This is a genomic window from Streptomyces sp. NPDC030991 (genome assembly GCF_055571235.1).
Genome location: NZ_JBVIFR010000014.1, coordinates 74,867 through 90,032, shown reverse-complemented (window position 1 = coordinate 90,032; position 15,166 = coordinate 74,867). Strand labels below are relative to the sequence as shown.

The following is a 15,166-nucleotide window of genomic DNA, read 5'->3' as shown; positions in this document are numbered from 1 at the left end:
CCTCCCGCGACCTGGGGAATACCTCAGGAGCACGGCCCGTTCCGGGGTATAGTTGAACAGTCAACAACCCCGGGAGGGTGAGCATCATGCAGTTCGGGATCTTCACTGTCGGCGACGTCACGACCGATCCGACGACCGGACGCGCGCCGAGCGAGCACGAGCGCATCAAGGCGATGCTCGCCATCGCGCAGAAGGCCGAGGAGGTCGGGCTCGACGTCTTCGCCACCGGTGAGCACCACAACCCGCCGTTCGTCCCGTCCTCGCCGACGACGATGCTCGGCTACATCGCCGCGCGCACCGAGAACCTGATCCTCTCCACCTCCACGACGCTGATCACCACCAACGACCCGGTGAAGATCGCCGAGGACTTCGCGATGCTCCAGCACGTCTCGGACGGTCGCGTCGACGTGATGATGGGCCGCGGCAACACCGGCCCGGTCTACCCCTGGTTCGGCAAGGACATCCGCGACGGCATCGACCTCGCCGTCGAGAACTACGCCCTCCTTCGCCGTCTGTGGGACGAGGACGTCGTCACCTGGAAGGGCAAGTTCCGCACCCCGTTGCAGTCCTTCACCTCGACCCCGCGCCCGCTGGACGGCGTCGCGCCCTTCGTGTGGCACGGCTCCATCCGCTCGCCGGAGATCGCCGAGCAGGCCGCGTACTACGGCGACGGCTTCTTCCACAACAACATCTTCTGGCCCGCCAGCCACACCCAGCAGATGGTGAACCTGTACCGGCAGCGCTACGCCCACTACGGGCACGGCACCCCCGAGCAGGCCATCGTCGGCCTCGGCGGCCAGGTGTTCATGCGCAAGAACTCCCAGGACGCGGTGCGCGAGTTCCGCCCCTACTTCGACAACGCGCCGGTCTACGGGCACGGCCCGTCCCTCGAGGAGTTCACCCGCGAGACGCCGCTGACCGTCGGCTCGCCGCAGGAGGTCATCGAGCGGACCCTCGCCTTCCGTGACGTCGTCGGCGACTACCAGCGCCAGCTGTTCCTGATGGACCACGCGGGCCTGCCGCTGAAGACCGTCCTCGAACAGCTCGACCTGCTCGGCGAGGAGGTCGTGCCGGTCCTGCGCAAGGAGTTCGCGAACAAACGCCCGGCGAACGTGCCGGACGCGCCGACCCACACGGCCCGCGTGGCCGCCAAGTCCGCCGCCGCGGAAGGGAGTGCGGAATGAGGCTCGTCGTCGTCTCGGCGGGGCTGAGCGCACCGTCCTCGACCCGGCTGCTCGCCGACCGGCTCGCCGCCGCCACCGCCGGGCACGTCGCCGCCGAGGTGGAGGTCGTCGAGCTCCGGGACCTGGCCACGGAGATCGCCCAGCACTTCGTCACCGGGTTCCCGCCCGCCCGCCTGGCCGCCGCGCTCGACGCGGTGGCCGCGGCGGACGGCCTGATCGCCGTCACCCCGGTGTTCTCGGCGTCGTACAGCGGCCTGTTCAAGTCGTTCTTCGACGTCATCGACAAGGACGCGCTGACCGGCAAACCGGTCCTCGTCGCCGCGACCGGCGGCACCGCCCGGCACTCCCTGGTCACCGAGCACGCGCTGCGCCCGCTCTTCACGTACCTGCGCGCCCTCGTCCTGCCGACCGCCGTCTACGCGGCGTCGGAGGACTGGGGCGAGGAGGGCCTTGAGCGACGGATCGCCCGCGCGGGCGCCGAACTGGCCCGCTTCATGGGCCCGGTCGCCGCGGACGCCGCGCCGGACGTCGACACGGCCGCCGCGATCGCGCCCCGCTCGCTGACGGGGGCGATCACCTCGGTGGACCCGACGGACAACTACGGGTTCGACGGGGTCCCGTTCGAGCAGCGGCTGGCCGCCCTACGGCCCGAGTAGCCGCGACCTGTACGGCACCGGCGCCTTCCAGGCCGTCCAGCCACCGGTGTGCGGCAGTTCGTACGGGGTCCAGTCCCGGGCGTACTGCGGCGGCCGGTGGCCGGACTCCATGAGGAGGGCCGTGGGGACCCGCGCGGCCCGGTGCAGCAGAGCGGCCCGGGTCGTGGAGCGGTTGTTGCCCTTCGTCTGCGCCGAGGCGCAGCCCGCCGCGTAGCCGACGGGCAACGCCCGCGGGCCCGTGACCAGGCAGGGCGGTGTCACCCCCATCGCGTGCAGGCCCCGGGCCGCGGCGACGTACCGGGCGTCGGTCCTGGCGGTCGAGCCGACCACGCGGTCCACCACGGCGAACTGCGAGGCCAGGTGGAACGCGAGGACGGCGACGGCCGCGACCGCGAGGGGCCGCGGGCCGCGCAGCCGGCGCAGCACCACCGCCACCGGCAGCGACAGCAGCGCGTACGTGGGCAGCAGGAAGCGCGGCGCCGAGTAGCCGATGAGCAGGAGGTACGGGACCGCCAGCGCGGCGGCGCAGACCACCGGCAGGACGACCGGGGCGGGGCGGCGCATGCGGCGCGCGGTGTAGACGGCGGCCGCGGCCAGCACGGGCAGGGCGAGCCACCACAGGGCGAGTTCGGGGTGGGCCGGACTGCCCGCCGTGCAGGGCCGGCACAGCAGCGGACCGTTCACCGCGCGCCAGGCCGTCCCCAGATTCAGGTGCAGGCCCATGTCACCCTCGGTGGCGCTGGACACGCGCAGCCGCTCGGGCACCCCGCCCCAGCGGACGTACGCCTCCACGACCCACTGGGCGAGCCCCGCCACGAGCCCCGCCACCAGGAACGGCAGGGCCCGCCGGCGCTCGCGGAGCAGCAGCGCCGCGACGGCCAGCGGCAGCACCAGCCAGGCCGCGTCCGGCGCCCGGAAGAGGGCCACCGCCGCGACGCATCCGGCCAGCCACCAGTGGCGGCCCCGGCCGTCGTCGCGCAGGAACCAGCCCACGGCGCCGACCGCGCCGAACGCCACCCACAGGTTCGGCATGGCCATCGCGCCGGAGAGCAGGCTGATCCACAGCCCGGCGAAGAGCAGCGCCGCGAACGCCGTCGTACGCGCCCCGACCAGGGGCCGCCACACGCGGAACGCGGCGTACAGCGCGGCCGAGGAGAGCAGGGCGAGGGCGATCCGGAGCACGGTCGTGGAACCGGTCGCCGCGACGAGCGGCGCCGTCAGCAGGCTTGTGCCGCGGGAGCGCGGGGCGCTGAAGAAGACGGTCGGGTTGCGGGGGTCGTACTGGGACACGTAGACCGACTCGTCCCAGCCGAGACCGTGCCCCAGCCGCGTCACGACCAGGGTGAGCTGGCAGACGCAGTAGAGGGCGGCGACGACTCCGAGCCAGGCGTCGGCGCCCGGCGCGGAGCGCGCGGCGAGCGGCCATCGGCCCCGCCGGTCCGCCTCCGCCCCCGGGCCGGGCCGCCACCAGCGGAGTCCGGTGGTGGCGGGGGGCTCCGATGGCGCGGGCGGCCGCATGGGCGTCGCGCGCACCTTAGGAGCGTCCCGGCTGCGCGGTGCCACGGGCATGACTGCGTCGTCGGTCATTCGATGTCCCCCCTGGACCGCCCGGCCGCGCACCACGCACCGAACGGGCCTTCCTGCGCGCCCAGTTGGTCACCCGGGCGCGGAACCTCTGCCATGCTCGACGGCGGCGGGAGGCCCGGAGTTCCATGAAAAGGGAGTCATATCGCGCCACAATGGGCTCGGGGTCGTAGCGGTGCGCCGAGGCGAGGGCCGCCGCCCCCATCCGCTCGCGGCGCGCGGGGTCCTCGATCAGCTCCAGCATCGCCCCGGCGAGCGCCCGCGCGTCGCCGACGGGGACGAGCCGCCCGTCGACCCCGTCGGTGATGATCTCGGCGGGGCCGAGCGGCGCGTCCGTGCTGATGACAGGGGCGCCGCAGCGCATCGCCTCGACCAGCGTCATCCCGAACGACTCGGCGTCGGACGCGCTCACCACGAGCGCCGCCTCGGCGAACTCCGGCTCGATCGGTGAGACCGTGCCCATCAGCCGGGCCCGGCCCGTCAGCCCGAGATCGCCGACGAGCGCGCGCAGATGCGGCTCCTGGGCGCCGCCGCCGTAGATCCGCAGCTCCCAGTCGGGGGCCCGCCCGGTGACCTCGGCGAACGCCTCCAGGAGCAGGTCGTACCGTTTGCCAGGGGCGAGCCGCCCCGCCGCCGCGATGATCTTCGAGGAGCCGTCCGAGGGCGGCACAGGGGCGGGCGGCACGATGTTCGGCACGGCCAGCACCCGCACCCCCGGCAGCGCCATCCGCGACCGGTACACCGCCGCGTCCGCCTCCGTCACCGTCACGAGCGCGTCGAGGCGCCGGTAGTGCCGCGCGAGCGCGGCGCGCAGCTTCTTGCCGTGCGCGTCGTGGCGCAGATGCTCCTGCCCGACGAGCAGCGCCCGCCGCGGCCCCCAGGTGGCGAGGTACACGTTGATGCCGGGCCGGGTGCCCACCACGACGTCGGCGGTGCAGCGCTCCTGGAGGTAGGCGCGGACCCGCTGGTCGTGCAGGAGCGTGTACTGCCGGTACCGCTTCTCGGCGGCGGGGAAGTCCTGGGACGGCTCCCCGTACGCGGGCCGGCAGGTGTCCGCGCTGCCCGCCCGGGTGTCCACCAGCGGTACGAGGGAGATCCGCCGGTCGACCGCGAAGCGGGGCTTCTCGCGGTGGCGGGACATCGAGACGATCTCCACCTCGTGGCCGCCGTGCTCCGCCAGGGCCGCGGCGAGGTTGAGTGTGGTGCGCACCGTGCCGCCGACGGCGTACACGTTGTGCAGCAGAAACGCGATCTTCATACGTAGTGCCTTCCCCGGCAGGCGCCCGGCACGGGCCCGCACACCCCTTGATGTACCGGCACCGGACGCCGGGGGCGGGTAAGCCACTGCTCCGCGCCGGGTGACGGGCGGGTAAGAAGCCCTTTGGCCGACGGCTGATCAGGGGAACGCGGCAGGGCGGGGCGGGGACGGGGGCGGCGCCCCGGGTCTCGGGCGAGAGCCGGCCGCCGCCGGTCAGGAGCCGACCGGCGTCACGGCCACACCAGGCAGTACGCCTGATGCCCCGCATCGTGCAGCCGGTGGCTGAAGTCCTGCCACTCGTGGAGGAGTTGGTACACGTTGAACGCGTCCCGCGGACCGCCGCGGTCGGGGACCGTGGACCAGATGAACGCCGCCGCGCCGACGGCCTCCTCGCCGACCCCGCGCAGCGGGTCGACGACCGTCATCGGCAGCTTCACGACCGCGTAGTCGGGGTGCAGGACGACGAGCTCCAGCGGGGGGACCCGGTGCAGGGGTATGCCCTCGATGCCGGTGAGGACCATCGCGGCCATCGTCTCCGGCTTGATCTTGGTGAACATGCCGCCCATGCCCAGCTCGTCACCGCCGAGCTCCTCGGGGCGCATGGAGATCGGGACGCGGGCCGCCGTCGCGCCGTCGGGCGCGCCGAAGTATTTGTACGTCACCCCCACCCGGCCACCATTCCCGCTGTCCCCGCCGCCTGTCGCTCTCTGTACCCGTGCCACCGTGTCGTCGCGGCCCTCGCGCCGGTGCTTCCCCCGCCGGGCACGCCGGGGGCCCAGATCGTCGGTCCCCTCGCCCAGTCCGCCGCCACCGCGATGCATATCTCCACCCGACTGCTGTTCTCAGGGCGCCAGGCCCTTTTCTAGGACGCGCGACCGCCGACGCGCAACCCGATCATCGTGTCAGTGACCTCCCCCACGGTCACCCGCCGAAACGTCCGAGTGGGACAACTGCGCGAGCGGCCCGCCCCCGGCCGCCGTACAGATGCCGTACAGCGCCCTGACAGTCCGAGTCTAGGGCGCCCGGGGTCCGCGCGCGGGGGGCCCGGGAAGCGGGCCGTACGCTGAGAGGCATGGCAGAGGCGAACAACACCCCCTATCCCTATGAGGCACCTGTTTCGCAGGGGCTCTTCGACCGTGCGGCCCAGGTCACGCCCGGCGGCGTGAACTCCCCGGTGCGCGCGTTCCGAGCCGTGGGCGGTACGCCCCGTTTCATGGTGTCCGGTACCGGCCCGTATCTGACGGACGCCGACGGCCGCAGCTACGTCGACCTCGTGTGCTCGTGGGGTCCGATGATCCTCGGCCACTCCCACCCCGAGGTCATCGCGGCCGTCCAGGAGGCCGTCGCCCGCGGCACCTCCTTCGGCACGCCGGGGGAGGGCGAGGTCGCCCTCGCCGAGGAGATCGTCGAGCGGATCGCACCGGTCGAGCAGGTCCGCCTGGTCTCCTCCGGCACCGAGGCGACGATGTCCGCGATCCGGCTCGCCCGCGGCTTCACCGGCCGGGCGAAGGTCGTGAAGTTCGCCGGCTGCTACCACGGGCACGTCGACGCGCTGCTGGCCGCCGCCGGCTCCGGTGTCGCCACCCTCGGCCTGCCGGACACGCCCGGCGTCACCGGCGCCCAGGCCGGCGACACGATCGTGCTGCCCTACAACGACCTGGACGCCGCACGCGCCGCGTTCGCCGCGCACCCCGGCGAGATCGCCTGCGTCATCACCGAGGCCGCGCCCGGCAACATGGGCGTCGTCCCGCCGCGGGACGGCTTCAACGCCGGCCTCAAGGCCGCCTGCCAGGAGAACGGCGCGCTGTACATCTCCGACGAGGTGATGACCGGCTTCCGTACGTCGAAGGCCGGCTGGTTCGGTGTCGACGGTGTCGTGCCCGACCTGATCACCTTCGGCAAGGTCATGGGCGGCGGCTTCCCGGCCGCCGCGTTCGGCGGTCGCGCCGACGTCATGGCGTACCTCGCCCCGGCAGGACCGGTCTACCAGGCGGGCACCCTGTCCGGGAACCCGGTCGCCACCGCCGCGGGCCTCGCCCAGCTGCGCCTCCTCGACGACGCCGCGTACGCGAAGGTCGACGCGGTCAGCGAGCAGCTGCGCGCGCTGGTCACGGAGGCGTTGACCAAGGAGGGCGTCGCGCACCGGGTGCAGAACGCCTCCAACATGTTCTCCGTGTTCTTCACGCGGACCCCCGACGAGCCGGTCCGTGACTACGAGGACGCGAAGGCGCAGGAGTCCTTCCGCTTCACCGCGTTCTTCCACTCGATGCTGGCGCAGGGGGTCTACCTCCCGCCGTCGGCCTTCGAGTCCTGGTTCGTCTCGACCACCCACGACGAGCGGGCCGTCGAGCGCGTCGCGGCCGCGCTCCCGGCCGCCGCGCGCGCGGCCGCGGAGGCCACGGCATGAGCGAGAGCACGGAGAAGAGCGGCGTGGGCAAGAGCGGGGACGACATCACGGTCGTCCATCTGATGCGCCACGGCGAGGTGGAGAACCCCGAGGGGGTCCTCTACGGGCGGCTGCCCGACTACCACCTCTCGGAGCTGGGGCGGCAGATGGCCGACCGGGTCGCCGAGCACCTGTCGTCCCGTGACATCACGCACGTCGTCGCCTCCCCGCTGGAGCGGGCGCAGGAGACGGCGACGCCGATCGCCAAGGTGCACGGCCTGGACCTGAACAGTGACGGGCGGCTCATCGAGGCGGCCAACGTCTTCCAGGGCAAGACCTTCGGCGTCGGCGACGGTGCCCTGCGCAACCCGGACAACTGGAAGCACCTCGTCAACCCGTTCAAGCCGTCGTGGGGCGAGCCCTACGTCGAGCAGGTCGTGCGGATGATGGGCGCGCTCGACGCGGCCAAGGACGCGGCGCGCGGGCACGAGGCGGTCTGCGTCAGCCACCAGCTGCCGATCTGGACCGTGCGCAGCTTCGTCGAGAAGCGGCGGCTGTGGCACGATCCGCGCAAGCGGCAGTGCACGCTCGCTTCGCTCACCACGTTCACGTACCAGGGCGACAAGATCGTCTCGGTCGGCTACACCGAGCCGGCCCGGGACCTCGTCCCCGCCCATCTGCTGGCGGGCGCCAAGCCCGTCAAGGGCGCCCAGGGCGGCGGCAAGGCGTTCGGCGCCTAGACACTCGCTGTTTGGTGGCGGGCCGCCGTCGTGCGGCGGCCCGCACCCCCTCCTGCCACGCACTTCCTGACGAAACACCGCAAATACCTCCGCATTGCCGGAACCCGGGTGATCGTCGCGCCCTCTCACTCTGTGCCCGCCATGAACGGGTACAGGGCGTGACGAATGGGGATGGAATGCGCGATGTCAGTCGTAGGGGACTTCTCGGTCTGAGTGCCGGGGCGGCGGCCGCGGCGGCGCTCGCCGGGTGCGGATCGGGCGGTACGCCGACTGTCGCGCCGGACGGGCAGGGTCACGCCGAACACCCCGGGAAGCCGGAGCGGCCCGCCGCCCGGCCCATCGGGGACGGCTCGACCTCGTACACCGGCAAACAGCCCCACCAGCCCGCCGCGCCCGAGCGGCTCGAACCGGGGCAGAAGCCGCCGCAGTTCGTGGTCTTCTCGTGGGACGGCGCGGGCGAGGTGGGCAACGGGCTCTTCCCGCGCTTCCTCGACCTCGCCAAGGACCACGGCGCGCACATGACCTTCTTCCTGTCGGGCCTGTACCTGCTGCCGGAGTCGAAGAAGCGGCTCTACCACGGGCCGAACAACCCGGTCGGCGCCTCCGACATCGGCTACCTCACCGACGAGCACATCAAGGCGACGCTGAAGAACGTGCGCCGGGCCTGGCTCGACGGCCACGAGATCGGCACGCACTTCAACGGGCACTTCTGCACCGGCGCCGGCTCCGTCGCCCACTGGACGCCCCGGCAGTGGCGCAGCGAGATCGACCAGGCCACGTCCTTCGTCAAGCAGTGGCGGACCAACTCGGGCTGGCACGAACTGCCCTCGCTCCCGTTCGACTACGACAAGGAGCTGGTCGGCGGCCGCACCCCCTGCCTGCTCGGGCAGGACAACCTGCTGCCCGCGGCGCGCGAGCTCGGCTGGCGCTACGACGCGTCCTCGCCCGGCGGGCGGCAGCGCTGGCCGGACAAGAAGCACGGTGTCTGGGACCTGCCGTTGCAGGCGGTGCCGTTCCCCGGGCACAGCTTCGAGGTGCTGTCGATGGACTACAACATGCTCGCCAACCAGTCCCTCAACTCCACCAAGGCGCCCGCCCACAACTACCCGGGCTGGCGCAAGCAGGCCACCGAGGCGTACATATCCGGATTCACCCGGGCCTACGAGACGAACAGGGCGCCGTTCTTCATCGGCAACCACTTCGAGGAGTGGAACGGCGGCATCTACATGGACGCCGTCGAGGGAGCGCTCAAGCACATCGCCGCGACCGCCGAACGCCACGGTGACGTACGCCTCGTCTCCTTCCGCCAGTACGTCGACTGGATGGACGCGCAGGACCCGAAGGTGCTCGACAAGCTCCGCACGCTCGACGTCGGGCAGCAGCCGGCCGGGGGCTGGCCGGAATTCCTCGCGCAGCCCCCGAAGTCCTCGACAGCCGCGACAAACCCCTCCTGAAATGGGCTTTTCCGTCCATGAGGGGGGTGCGGAAGATCCCCTAAACAGACATGCGAAACTTTTCACATGAGTGCCGCCCGCCGCACCCCGAGCCACGTCGCGACCCCGCGTCGCGCCGCCACGCTGACCGTAGGAGCCACCGCCCTGGCCCTCGCGCTGACAGCGTGCGGCTCCGGTGGCACGTCCGGCGGCGGCAACAACACCAACTTCGTGACCAGCTCCGGCGGCATCGCCACCGTCAAGAAGGGTGAGCGGCACGCCGCCCCCGACCTGACGGGCGAGGACCTGGAGGGCAAGGCGCTGGACCTCGCCGACTACAAGGGCAAGGTCGTCGTCCTCAACGTCTGGGGCTCATGGTGCCCGCCGTGCCGCGCCGAAGCACCCAACTTCGTGAAGGTCGCCAAGGCCACCGAGAAGCAGGACGTGCGGTTCCTCGGCATCAACACCCGTGACACCAGCACGAGCCCGGCCAAGGAGTTCGAGAAGAGCTTCGACGTCGCCTACCCGAGCTACTACGACCCGACGGGCAAGCTGCTCCTCAAGTTCGAGAAGGGCACGCTCAACCCGCAGGCCATCCCGTCCACGATCATCGTCGACCGGGAGGGCAAGATCGCCGCGCGCTCGCTGAAGCCGCTCAGCGAGGAGAGCCTGCGGGACATGCTCGACCCGGTAGTCGCGGAGAAGTGAGCGACGGTGCCCCCCACGCTCGTCACCCTCGCCGCCGGTGACACCGTCACGGACGGCGCGCTCCTCCTCGCCATCCCGGTCGCGCTCATCGGCGGTCTCGTCTCGTTCTTCTCGCCCTGCGTGCTGCCGCTCGTCCCCGGTTACCTCTCCTACGTGACCGGGATCACCGGCACCGACCTCATGGAGCAGCGCCGGGGCCGGATGGTGGCGGGCGCCGGGCTGTTCGTGCTCGGCTTCACCGCCGTGTTCGTCTCCGGCGGCGCCCTGTTCGGCTACTTCGGGTCCACGCTCCTCGACTACCAGTCCATCCTGACCAAGGTCCTCGGTGTCCTCATGGTCCTGATGGGTGTCTTCTTCCTGGGCCTGATGCCCTGGCTGACCCAGCGCGAATTCCGCTTCCACAAGCGGCCCGTGACCGGCCTCGCCGGGGCTCCCCTGCTGGGCGCTCTCTTCGGCATCGGCTGGACGCCGTGCATCGGCCCCACGCTCGCCTCGGTGAACACCCTGGCCATCAACCAGGGCAGCGCGGGCCGCGGCGCCATACTGATGGTCGCGTACTGCCTGGGTCTCGGCCTGCCGTTCGTGCTCGCCGCGGTCGCCTTCCGCAAGGCGCTCGGCGCTTTCGACTGGGTCAAGAAGCACTACACATGGGTGATGCGCATCGGCGGCATCATGATGATCCTGACCGGACTCCTCCTGCTCACGGGCGCTTGGGACAGCCTCGTGGGACAGATGCGGACCTGGTCCACCGGCTTTCAGGTGGGAATCTGACTTATGAGCAAGACGCACACCCCTGAGGGCCCGGAGACCACCGAGCAGGAGGCCGGGGCCCAGCTGAGCACCGCTCCGCTGGAGGACCGCTCCCCGAACCTGCCCAGGCTCGGTGTCATCGGCTGGATCCGCTGGTTCTGGCGGCAGCTCACCTCGATGCGGGTCGCCCTGATCCTGCTCTTCCTGCTATCGCTCGGCGCGATCCCCGGCTCCCTGATCCCGCAGGCCGGGACGGACCCGCTCAAGGTCTCCGACTTCCAGAAGGCGCACACCACGCTCGGGCCGATCTACGAGAAGCTCGGCCTCTTCCACGTCTACGGCTCGGTGTGGTTCTCCGCGATCTACCTCCTGCTGTTCATCTCCCTCATCGGCTGCATCGTGCCCCGCACCTGGCAGTTCGTCGGCCAGCTCCGCGGCCGCCCGCCGGGCGCCCCCAAACGGCTCGAACGGCTGCCCGCGTACGCGACCTGGCGGACCGGGACCGACGCCGAGGAAGTGCGCACCGCCGCGCTCTCGCTGCTGAAGAAGCGCCGCTTCCGCGCGCACCTCGCGGGCAACGCCGTCGCCGCCGAGAAGGGCTATCTGCGCGAAGTCGGCAACCTCGCCTTCCACATGGCGCTGATCGTCATGCTGATCGCCTTCGCCTGGGGGCAGCTCTTCAAGTTCGAGGGCGGCAAGCTCGTCGTCGAGGGCGACGGCTTCTCCAACGTGCTGCCGCAGTACGACGACTTCAAGTCCGGCAACCTCTTCGACAGCGACCGCGACCTGTCGCCGTTCAGCTTCAAGCTCGACAACTTCACCGCGACCTACGCGCGCACCGGCCCCGAGAAGGGCACCCCCCGCACCTTCCGCGCCGACGTCAGCTACAGCGAGGGCGCCGACGGCACGAGCAAGAAGACGTCCATCAAGTCCAACCACCCGCTGGACATCGACGGCACCAAGATCTTCCTCAACGGCCACGGCTACGCCGTCAACGTCACCGTCCGCGACGGCAAGGGCAAGGTCGTCTCGCAGCAGGCCGTGCCGATGCTGCCGATCGACTCCAACATCTCGTCGCAGGGCGCGATCAAGGTGATGGACGGCTACCGCGATGCCAAGGGCGCGAAGGAGCAGCTCGGTTTCAGCGCCTGGTTCGTGCCGACCTTCGCGGGCGCCGGCAAGGGCACGATGTTCTCCCAGTTCCCCGCGCTCGACTTCCCCGTCCTGGCGCTCAACGCGCTCCACGGCGACCTCGGTGTCGACGCGGGCCTGCCGCAGAACGTGTACCAGCTCGACACCTCGCACATGAAGGCGTTCAAGGACTCCAAGGGCAAGGCGCTGAAGGCGCGCCTGCTGCCGGGGGAGACGATGAAGCTGCCGAACGGGGCGGGCTCCATCACCTTCGACAAGGACATCAACGAATGGGTCACCTTCCAGATCTCCCACCAGCCCGGTGACACCTGGGCGCTCGGCGGCGCGGTCGCCGCGATCTTCGGCCTGGCCGGCTCCCTGTTCATCCAGCGCCGCCGCGTCTGGGTCCGGGCCGTCGAAGGCCCCGACGGGGTGACTGTCGTCGAGATGGCGGGCCTCGGCCGCAGCGAGTCCGCGAAGCTTCCCGAGGAGCTGGGCGACCTCGTCGGCCGGCTCCACGCGCAGGCGCCCAGGGCCCCCGACGCCCCAGCAACCTCCGAACCATCCACTGCTGTTCCTGCCGCCGAAGGGGCTGAGAAGTGACTCTCGCCGCCGCAACCAACGAATCCCTGGCGCACACGAGTAACGTCCTCATCTACTCGTCCATGGCCGTGTACCTGCTGGCGTTCTTCGCGAACATGGCCGAGTGGATCTTCGGCAGCCGCAGCAAGGTCGGCCGGACCGCCGCCGCCCTCACCGGCTCCGCCGGAACCGAGGCCGCCCCCGGGGTGCAGGTCCAGGTCAAGCAGGAGAACGGTTCCACCGCCGTACTGGAGCGGCCCCAAGTCGTCACCCGCGCCGCCGCGGGCTCCCGCGACGTGCCGGACGGGCCCGGCGCCTCCGGCGGTGACGCACAGGGCGACCTCTACGGACGTATCGCGATCTCGCTCACCGTGCTCGCGTTCCTCGTCGAGTTCTCCGGTGTCCTCACCCGCGCGCTCTCCGTGCAGCGCGCGCCGTGGGGCAACATGTACGAGTTCAACCTCACGTTCTCCACCGTCGCCGTCGGCGTGTACCTCACGCTGCTCGCGCTGAAGAAGAACGTCCGCTGGCTCGGCCTCCCGCTGGTCACCACGGTCCTCCTCGACCTCGGGCTCGCCGTCACCGTCCTGTACACCGCCAGCGACCAGCTGGTCCCCGCCCTGCACTCGTACTGGCTGTACATCCACGTCTCCACGGCGATCTTCTGCGGCGCCTGCTTCTACGTCGCCGGTGTCGGCACGGTCCTCTACCTCTTCAAGGACAGCTACGAGAACAAGCTCGCGGAGGGCGGCACCCCGGGCCGGTTCGCGACCTCCGTCATGGAGCGGCTGCCCGCCTCGCAGTCCCTCGACAAGTTCTCCTACCGCGTCAACGCCGCCCTCTTCCCGCTGTGGACGTTCACGATCATCGCGGGCTCCATCTGGGCCGGCGACGCGTGGGGCCGCTACTGGGGCTGGGACCCCAAGGAGACCTGGTCCTTCATCACCTGGGTCGCCTACGCCGCCTACCTGCACGCCCGGGCGACCGCGGGCTGGAAGGGCCGCAAGGCCGCCTACCTGGCGCTCATCGCCTTCGGCTGCTGGCTGTTCAACTACTACGGCGTCAACATCTTCGTCACCGGCAAGCACTCCTACGCCGGGCTCTGATCCGCCACAGTCCGATCCGCCGAAGTCCGACACGTCGGGGTCGGCGGTCCGCGCCCTGCGGCGAGGCAAGCTGGGGTCATGACCGATCCCCGTATCGAGCCCGGCACCAGCCGTACCGCGGGCACGACCCGCACCCTGTCGTTCACGCTGCGCCTGCCCGACCCCGTCGAGCGGGTCTGGCGGGCCGTGGCCACCCCCGAAGGGCTCGCCGGGTGGCTGGCCGCCGCCGATGGACTGGAGCCGCGGCTCGGCGGCGCCGTCACGCTGCGCTGGCCCAACGGGGGCGGCGCGCACACCGGGCGCGTCACCGCCTGGGACGTGGAGCGCGTCGCCGAGTACACCCTCGACGGGCTGCACGGCCGGATCCGCTGCCACCTGGAACCGGCCACGACCCTGCGCTTCACGAACGAGTTCGACGGTGACGACGCGCTGCGCCTGGACTGCCTGGCCGGCTGGCACGACCACTTCCTGTGCCTGCTCGACGCGCTGGACGGCCGGCCCATGACCCCCGAGTCCTGGGCCCGGTGGACCCCGGAGCGCTGGCAGTCACTACGGGCCGGGTACGCGGACCGGGCCTGAACCCCGGCCGCTCGGGCGGCACCGCCCGCAGGGCTCAGGCCGCCACCCGGAGCAGGAGCTTTCCCGTGCTGGTGCGTGAGCCCATCAGGCGGTGCGCCTCCGGCGCCTGAGACAACGGGAACTCCGCGGTGATCGGGAGTTCGATGCCGGGTACGGCGAAGGCCCGTGCCGTGAGGGCGCGCAGCTCCTGGGGCGCCGTCCGCGCCAGGGTCAGGATCGAGAAGCCGGCCACCGAGAGGGACGCCGGGTACAGCTCGGGCTGGCCGACCTGCCAGGCGGGGGCGGCCGAGGCGTTGCCGAAGGAGACGAGCCGGCCGAAGGCCGCCAGCGCGCCGAGCGTCTCGCGGAACGTGTCGCCGCCGACCGGGTCGAGCGCCAGGTCGACGCCCCGGCCCCGCGTCAGCTCCCGCACGGAGGAGGCGAACCCGTCGGCCAGGACCACCTCGTCGTACCCGTACTTGCGCGCGTACTCCGCCTTGGCCGCGCTCGACACGACCCCGTACACGGCTCCGGCGCCCGCGGCCCGCGCCAGCTGCCCGGCCACCGTGCCGACCCCGCCCGCCGCGCCCTGCACCAGCACGCTCTCGCCGGTCCGCAGCCGCCCCACCGAGTGCAGCAGCGCGTACGCCGTCGGCAGCACCGTGGGCAGCGTCGCGGCGGCGCGCAGGCCGAGCCCGGCCGGCAGCGGGAAGACCGTGACGGCGTCGGCCACGGCCACCTCCGCGTACGCCCCGCCCTCGGTGAGCGCGGCGACCTCCTGGCCGGCGGCGAGGCCCTCGACCCCCGCGCCGAGCGCGCGGATCCGGCCCGAGACCTCCAGCCCGGGGACGTACGGCAGGGATGTCACCCGGTAGCCCTCGGCGCGCGCCTTGAGGTCCGCGAAGTTCACCCCGGCGTAGGCGACGTCGATGGTCACCTGCCCGGGCGCCGGTTCGGGGACGGGCACCTCCACCGTCGTCAGGACCTCCGGGCCGCCGTACTCCTCGAACCGCACCGCGCGCATGGCACATGCCTTCCGTCGCATCCGGCAGTGTTCGTCGGTCGACGAACAGCCGTGGTGACTGTACGA

14 protein-coding genes are annotated in these 15,166 nt (G+C 71.8%); 10 read left to right on the top strand and 4 right to left on the bottom strand.

Annotated features, from left to right (window positions below):
- Positions 1–86 precede the first annotated feature (86 nt).
- Both ACZ45E_RS25620 and ACZ45E_RS25615 read left to right on the top strand, forming a co-directional pair.
- On the top strand, positions 87–1,184 hold the full coding sequence (locus ACZ45E_RS25620) for an LLM class flavin-dependent oxidoreductase (protein WP_468224457.1): 1,098 nt from the start codon (positions 87–89) through the stop codon (positions 1,182–1,184).
- Positions 1,181–1,840 (top strand): CE1759 family FMN reductase, encoded by a 660-nt coding sequence (locus tag ACZ45E_RS25615; RefSeq protein ID WP_468224455.1) that lies wholly within the window; start codon positions 1,181–1,183, stop codon positions 1,838–1,840. Before ACZ45E_RS25620 ends, ACZ45E_RS25615 begins: the two co-directional genes overlap by 4 nt.
- Here the strand turns inward: ACZ45E_RS25615 and ACZ45E_RS25610 are convergent.
- The 3 genes from ACZ45E_RS25610 to ACZ45E_RS25600 all read right to left on the bottom strand — a co-directional run bounded on the left by ACZ45E_RS25610 (position 1,826) and on the right by ACZ45E_RS25600 (position 5,503).
- Positions 1,826–3,373: a hypothetical protein gene (locus ACZ45E_RS25610; protein ID WP_468224454.1), complete on the bottom strand. Its 1,548-nt coding sequence runs from the start codon at positions 3,371–3,373 to the stop codon at positions 1,826–1,828. The two genes, ACZ45E_RS25615 and ACZ45E_RS25610, sit on opposite strands and share 15 nt — an antisense overlap.
- A gap of 1 nt (position 3,374) precedes the next feature.
- Complete coding sequence (locus ACZ45E_RS25605; RefSeq protein ID WP_468224451.1) at positions 3,375–4,682, bottom strand: glycosyltransferase family 4 protein; 1,308 nt, start codon at positions 4,680–4,682, stop codon at positions 3,375–3,377.
- Between the two features lie 230 nt (positions 4,683–4,912).
- Complete coding sequence (locus tag ACZ45E_RS25600; protein ID WP_468224449.1) at positions 4,913–5,503, bottom strand: hypothetical protein; 591 nt, start codon at positions 5,501–5,503, stop codon at positions 4,913–4,915.
- 251 nt (positions 5,504–5,754) lie between these two features.
- Between ACZ45E_RS25600 and hemL the strand changes: the two genes are divergently transcribed.
- The 8 genes from hemL to ACZ45E_RS25560 all read left to right on the top strand — a co-directional run bounded on the left by hemL (position 5,755) and on the right by ACZ45E_RS25560 (position 14,097).
- On the top strand, positions 5,755–7,089 hold the full coding sequence (gene hemL, locus ACZ45E_RS25595) for a glutamate-1-semialdehyde 2,1-aminomutase (protein ID WP_468224446.1): 1,335 nt from the start codon (positions 5,755–5,757) through the stop codon (positions 7,087–7,089).
- Positions 7,086–7,808 (top strand): histidine phosphatase family protein, encoded by a 723-nt coding sequence (locus ACZ45E_RS25590; protein ID WP_468224444.1) that lies wholly within the window; start codon positions 7,086–7,088, stop codon positions 7,806–7,808. The genes hemL and ACZ45E_RS25590 overlap by 4 nt, the downstream gene beginning before the upstream one ends.
- A gap of 176 nt (positions 7,809–7,984) precedes the next feature.
- Positions 7,985–9,262, top strand: a complete 1,278-nt coding sequence (locus tag ACZ45E_RS25585; RefSeq protein WP_468224442.1) for a polysaccharide deacetylase family protein — start codon at positions 7,985–7,987, stop codon at positions 9,260–9,262.
- A gap of 66 nt (positions 9,263–9,328) precedes the next feature.
- On the top strand, positions 9,329–9,949 hold the full coding sequence (locus ACZ45E_RS25580) for a TlpA family protein disulfide reductase (protein ID WP_468224440.1): 621 nt from the start codon (positions 9,329–9,331) through the stop codon (positions 9,947–9,949).
- 6 nt (positions 9,950–9,955) lie between these two features.
- Positions 9,956–10,720 carry a cytochrome c biogenesis CcdA family protein gene (locus ACZ45E_RS25575; RefSeq protein ID WP_468224438.1) on the top strand — a complete coding sequence of 255 codons (765 nt, stop codon included), beginning with the start codon at positions 9,956–9,958 and terminating at the stop codon, positions 10,718–10,720.
- Positions 10,721–10,723: 3 nt separating this feature from the next.
- Positions 10,724–12,433: a cytochrome c biogenesis protein ResB gene (gene resB, locus ACZ45E_RS25570; RefSeq protein ID WP_468224435.1), complete on the top strand. Its 1,710-nt coding sequence runs from the start codon at positions 10,724–10,726 to the stop codon at positions 12,431–12,433.
- Positions 12,430–13,518, top strand: coding sequence for a c-type cytochrome biogenesis protein CcsB (gene ccsB, locus ACZ45E_RS25565; protein ID WP_468224433.1), 1,089 nt, complete (start codon positions 12,430–12,432; stop codon positions 13,516–13,518). Before resB ends, ccsB begins: the two co-directional genes overlap by 4 nt.
- 78 nt (positions 13,519–13,596) lie before the next feature.
- Positions 13,597–14,097: an SRPBCC domain-containing protein gene (locus tag ACZ45E_RS25560; RefSeq protein ID WP_468224430.1), complete on the top strand. Its 501-nt coding sequence runs from the start codon at positions 13,597–13,599 to the stop codon at positions 14,095–14,097.
- 34 nt (positions 14,098–14,131) lie between these two features.
- Here the strand turns inward: ACZ45E_RS25560 and ACZ45E_RS25555 are convergent, their stop codons facing one another.
- A complete protein-coding gene (locus ACZ45E_RS25555; protein WP_468224427.1) occupies positions 14,132–15,100 on the bottom strand; it encodes a quinone oxidoreductase family protein in 969 nt (322 codons plus the stop codon).
- Between the last annotated feature and the right edge of the window lie 66 nt (positions 15,101–15,166).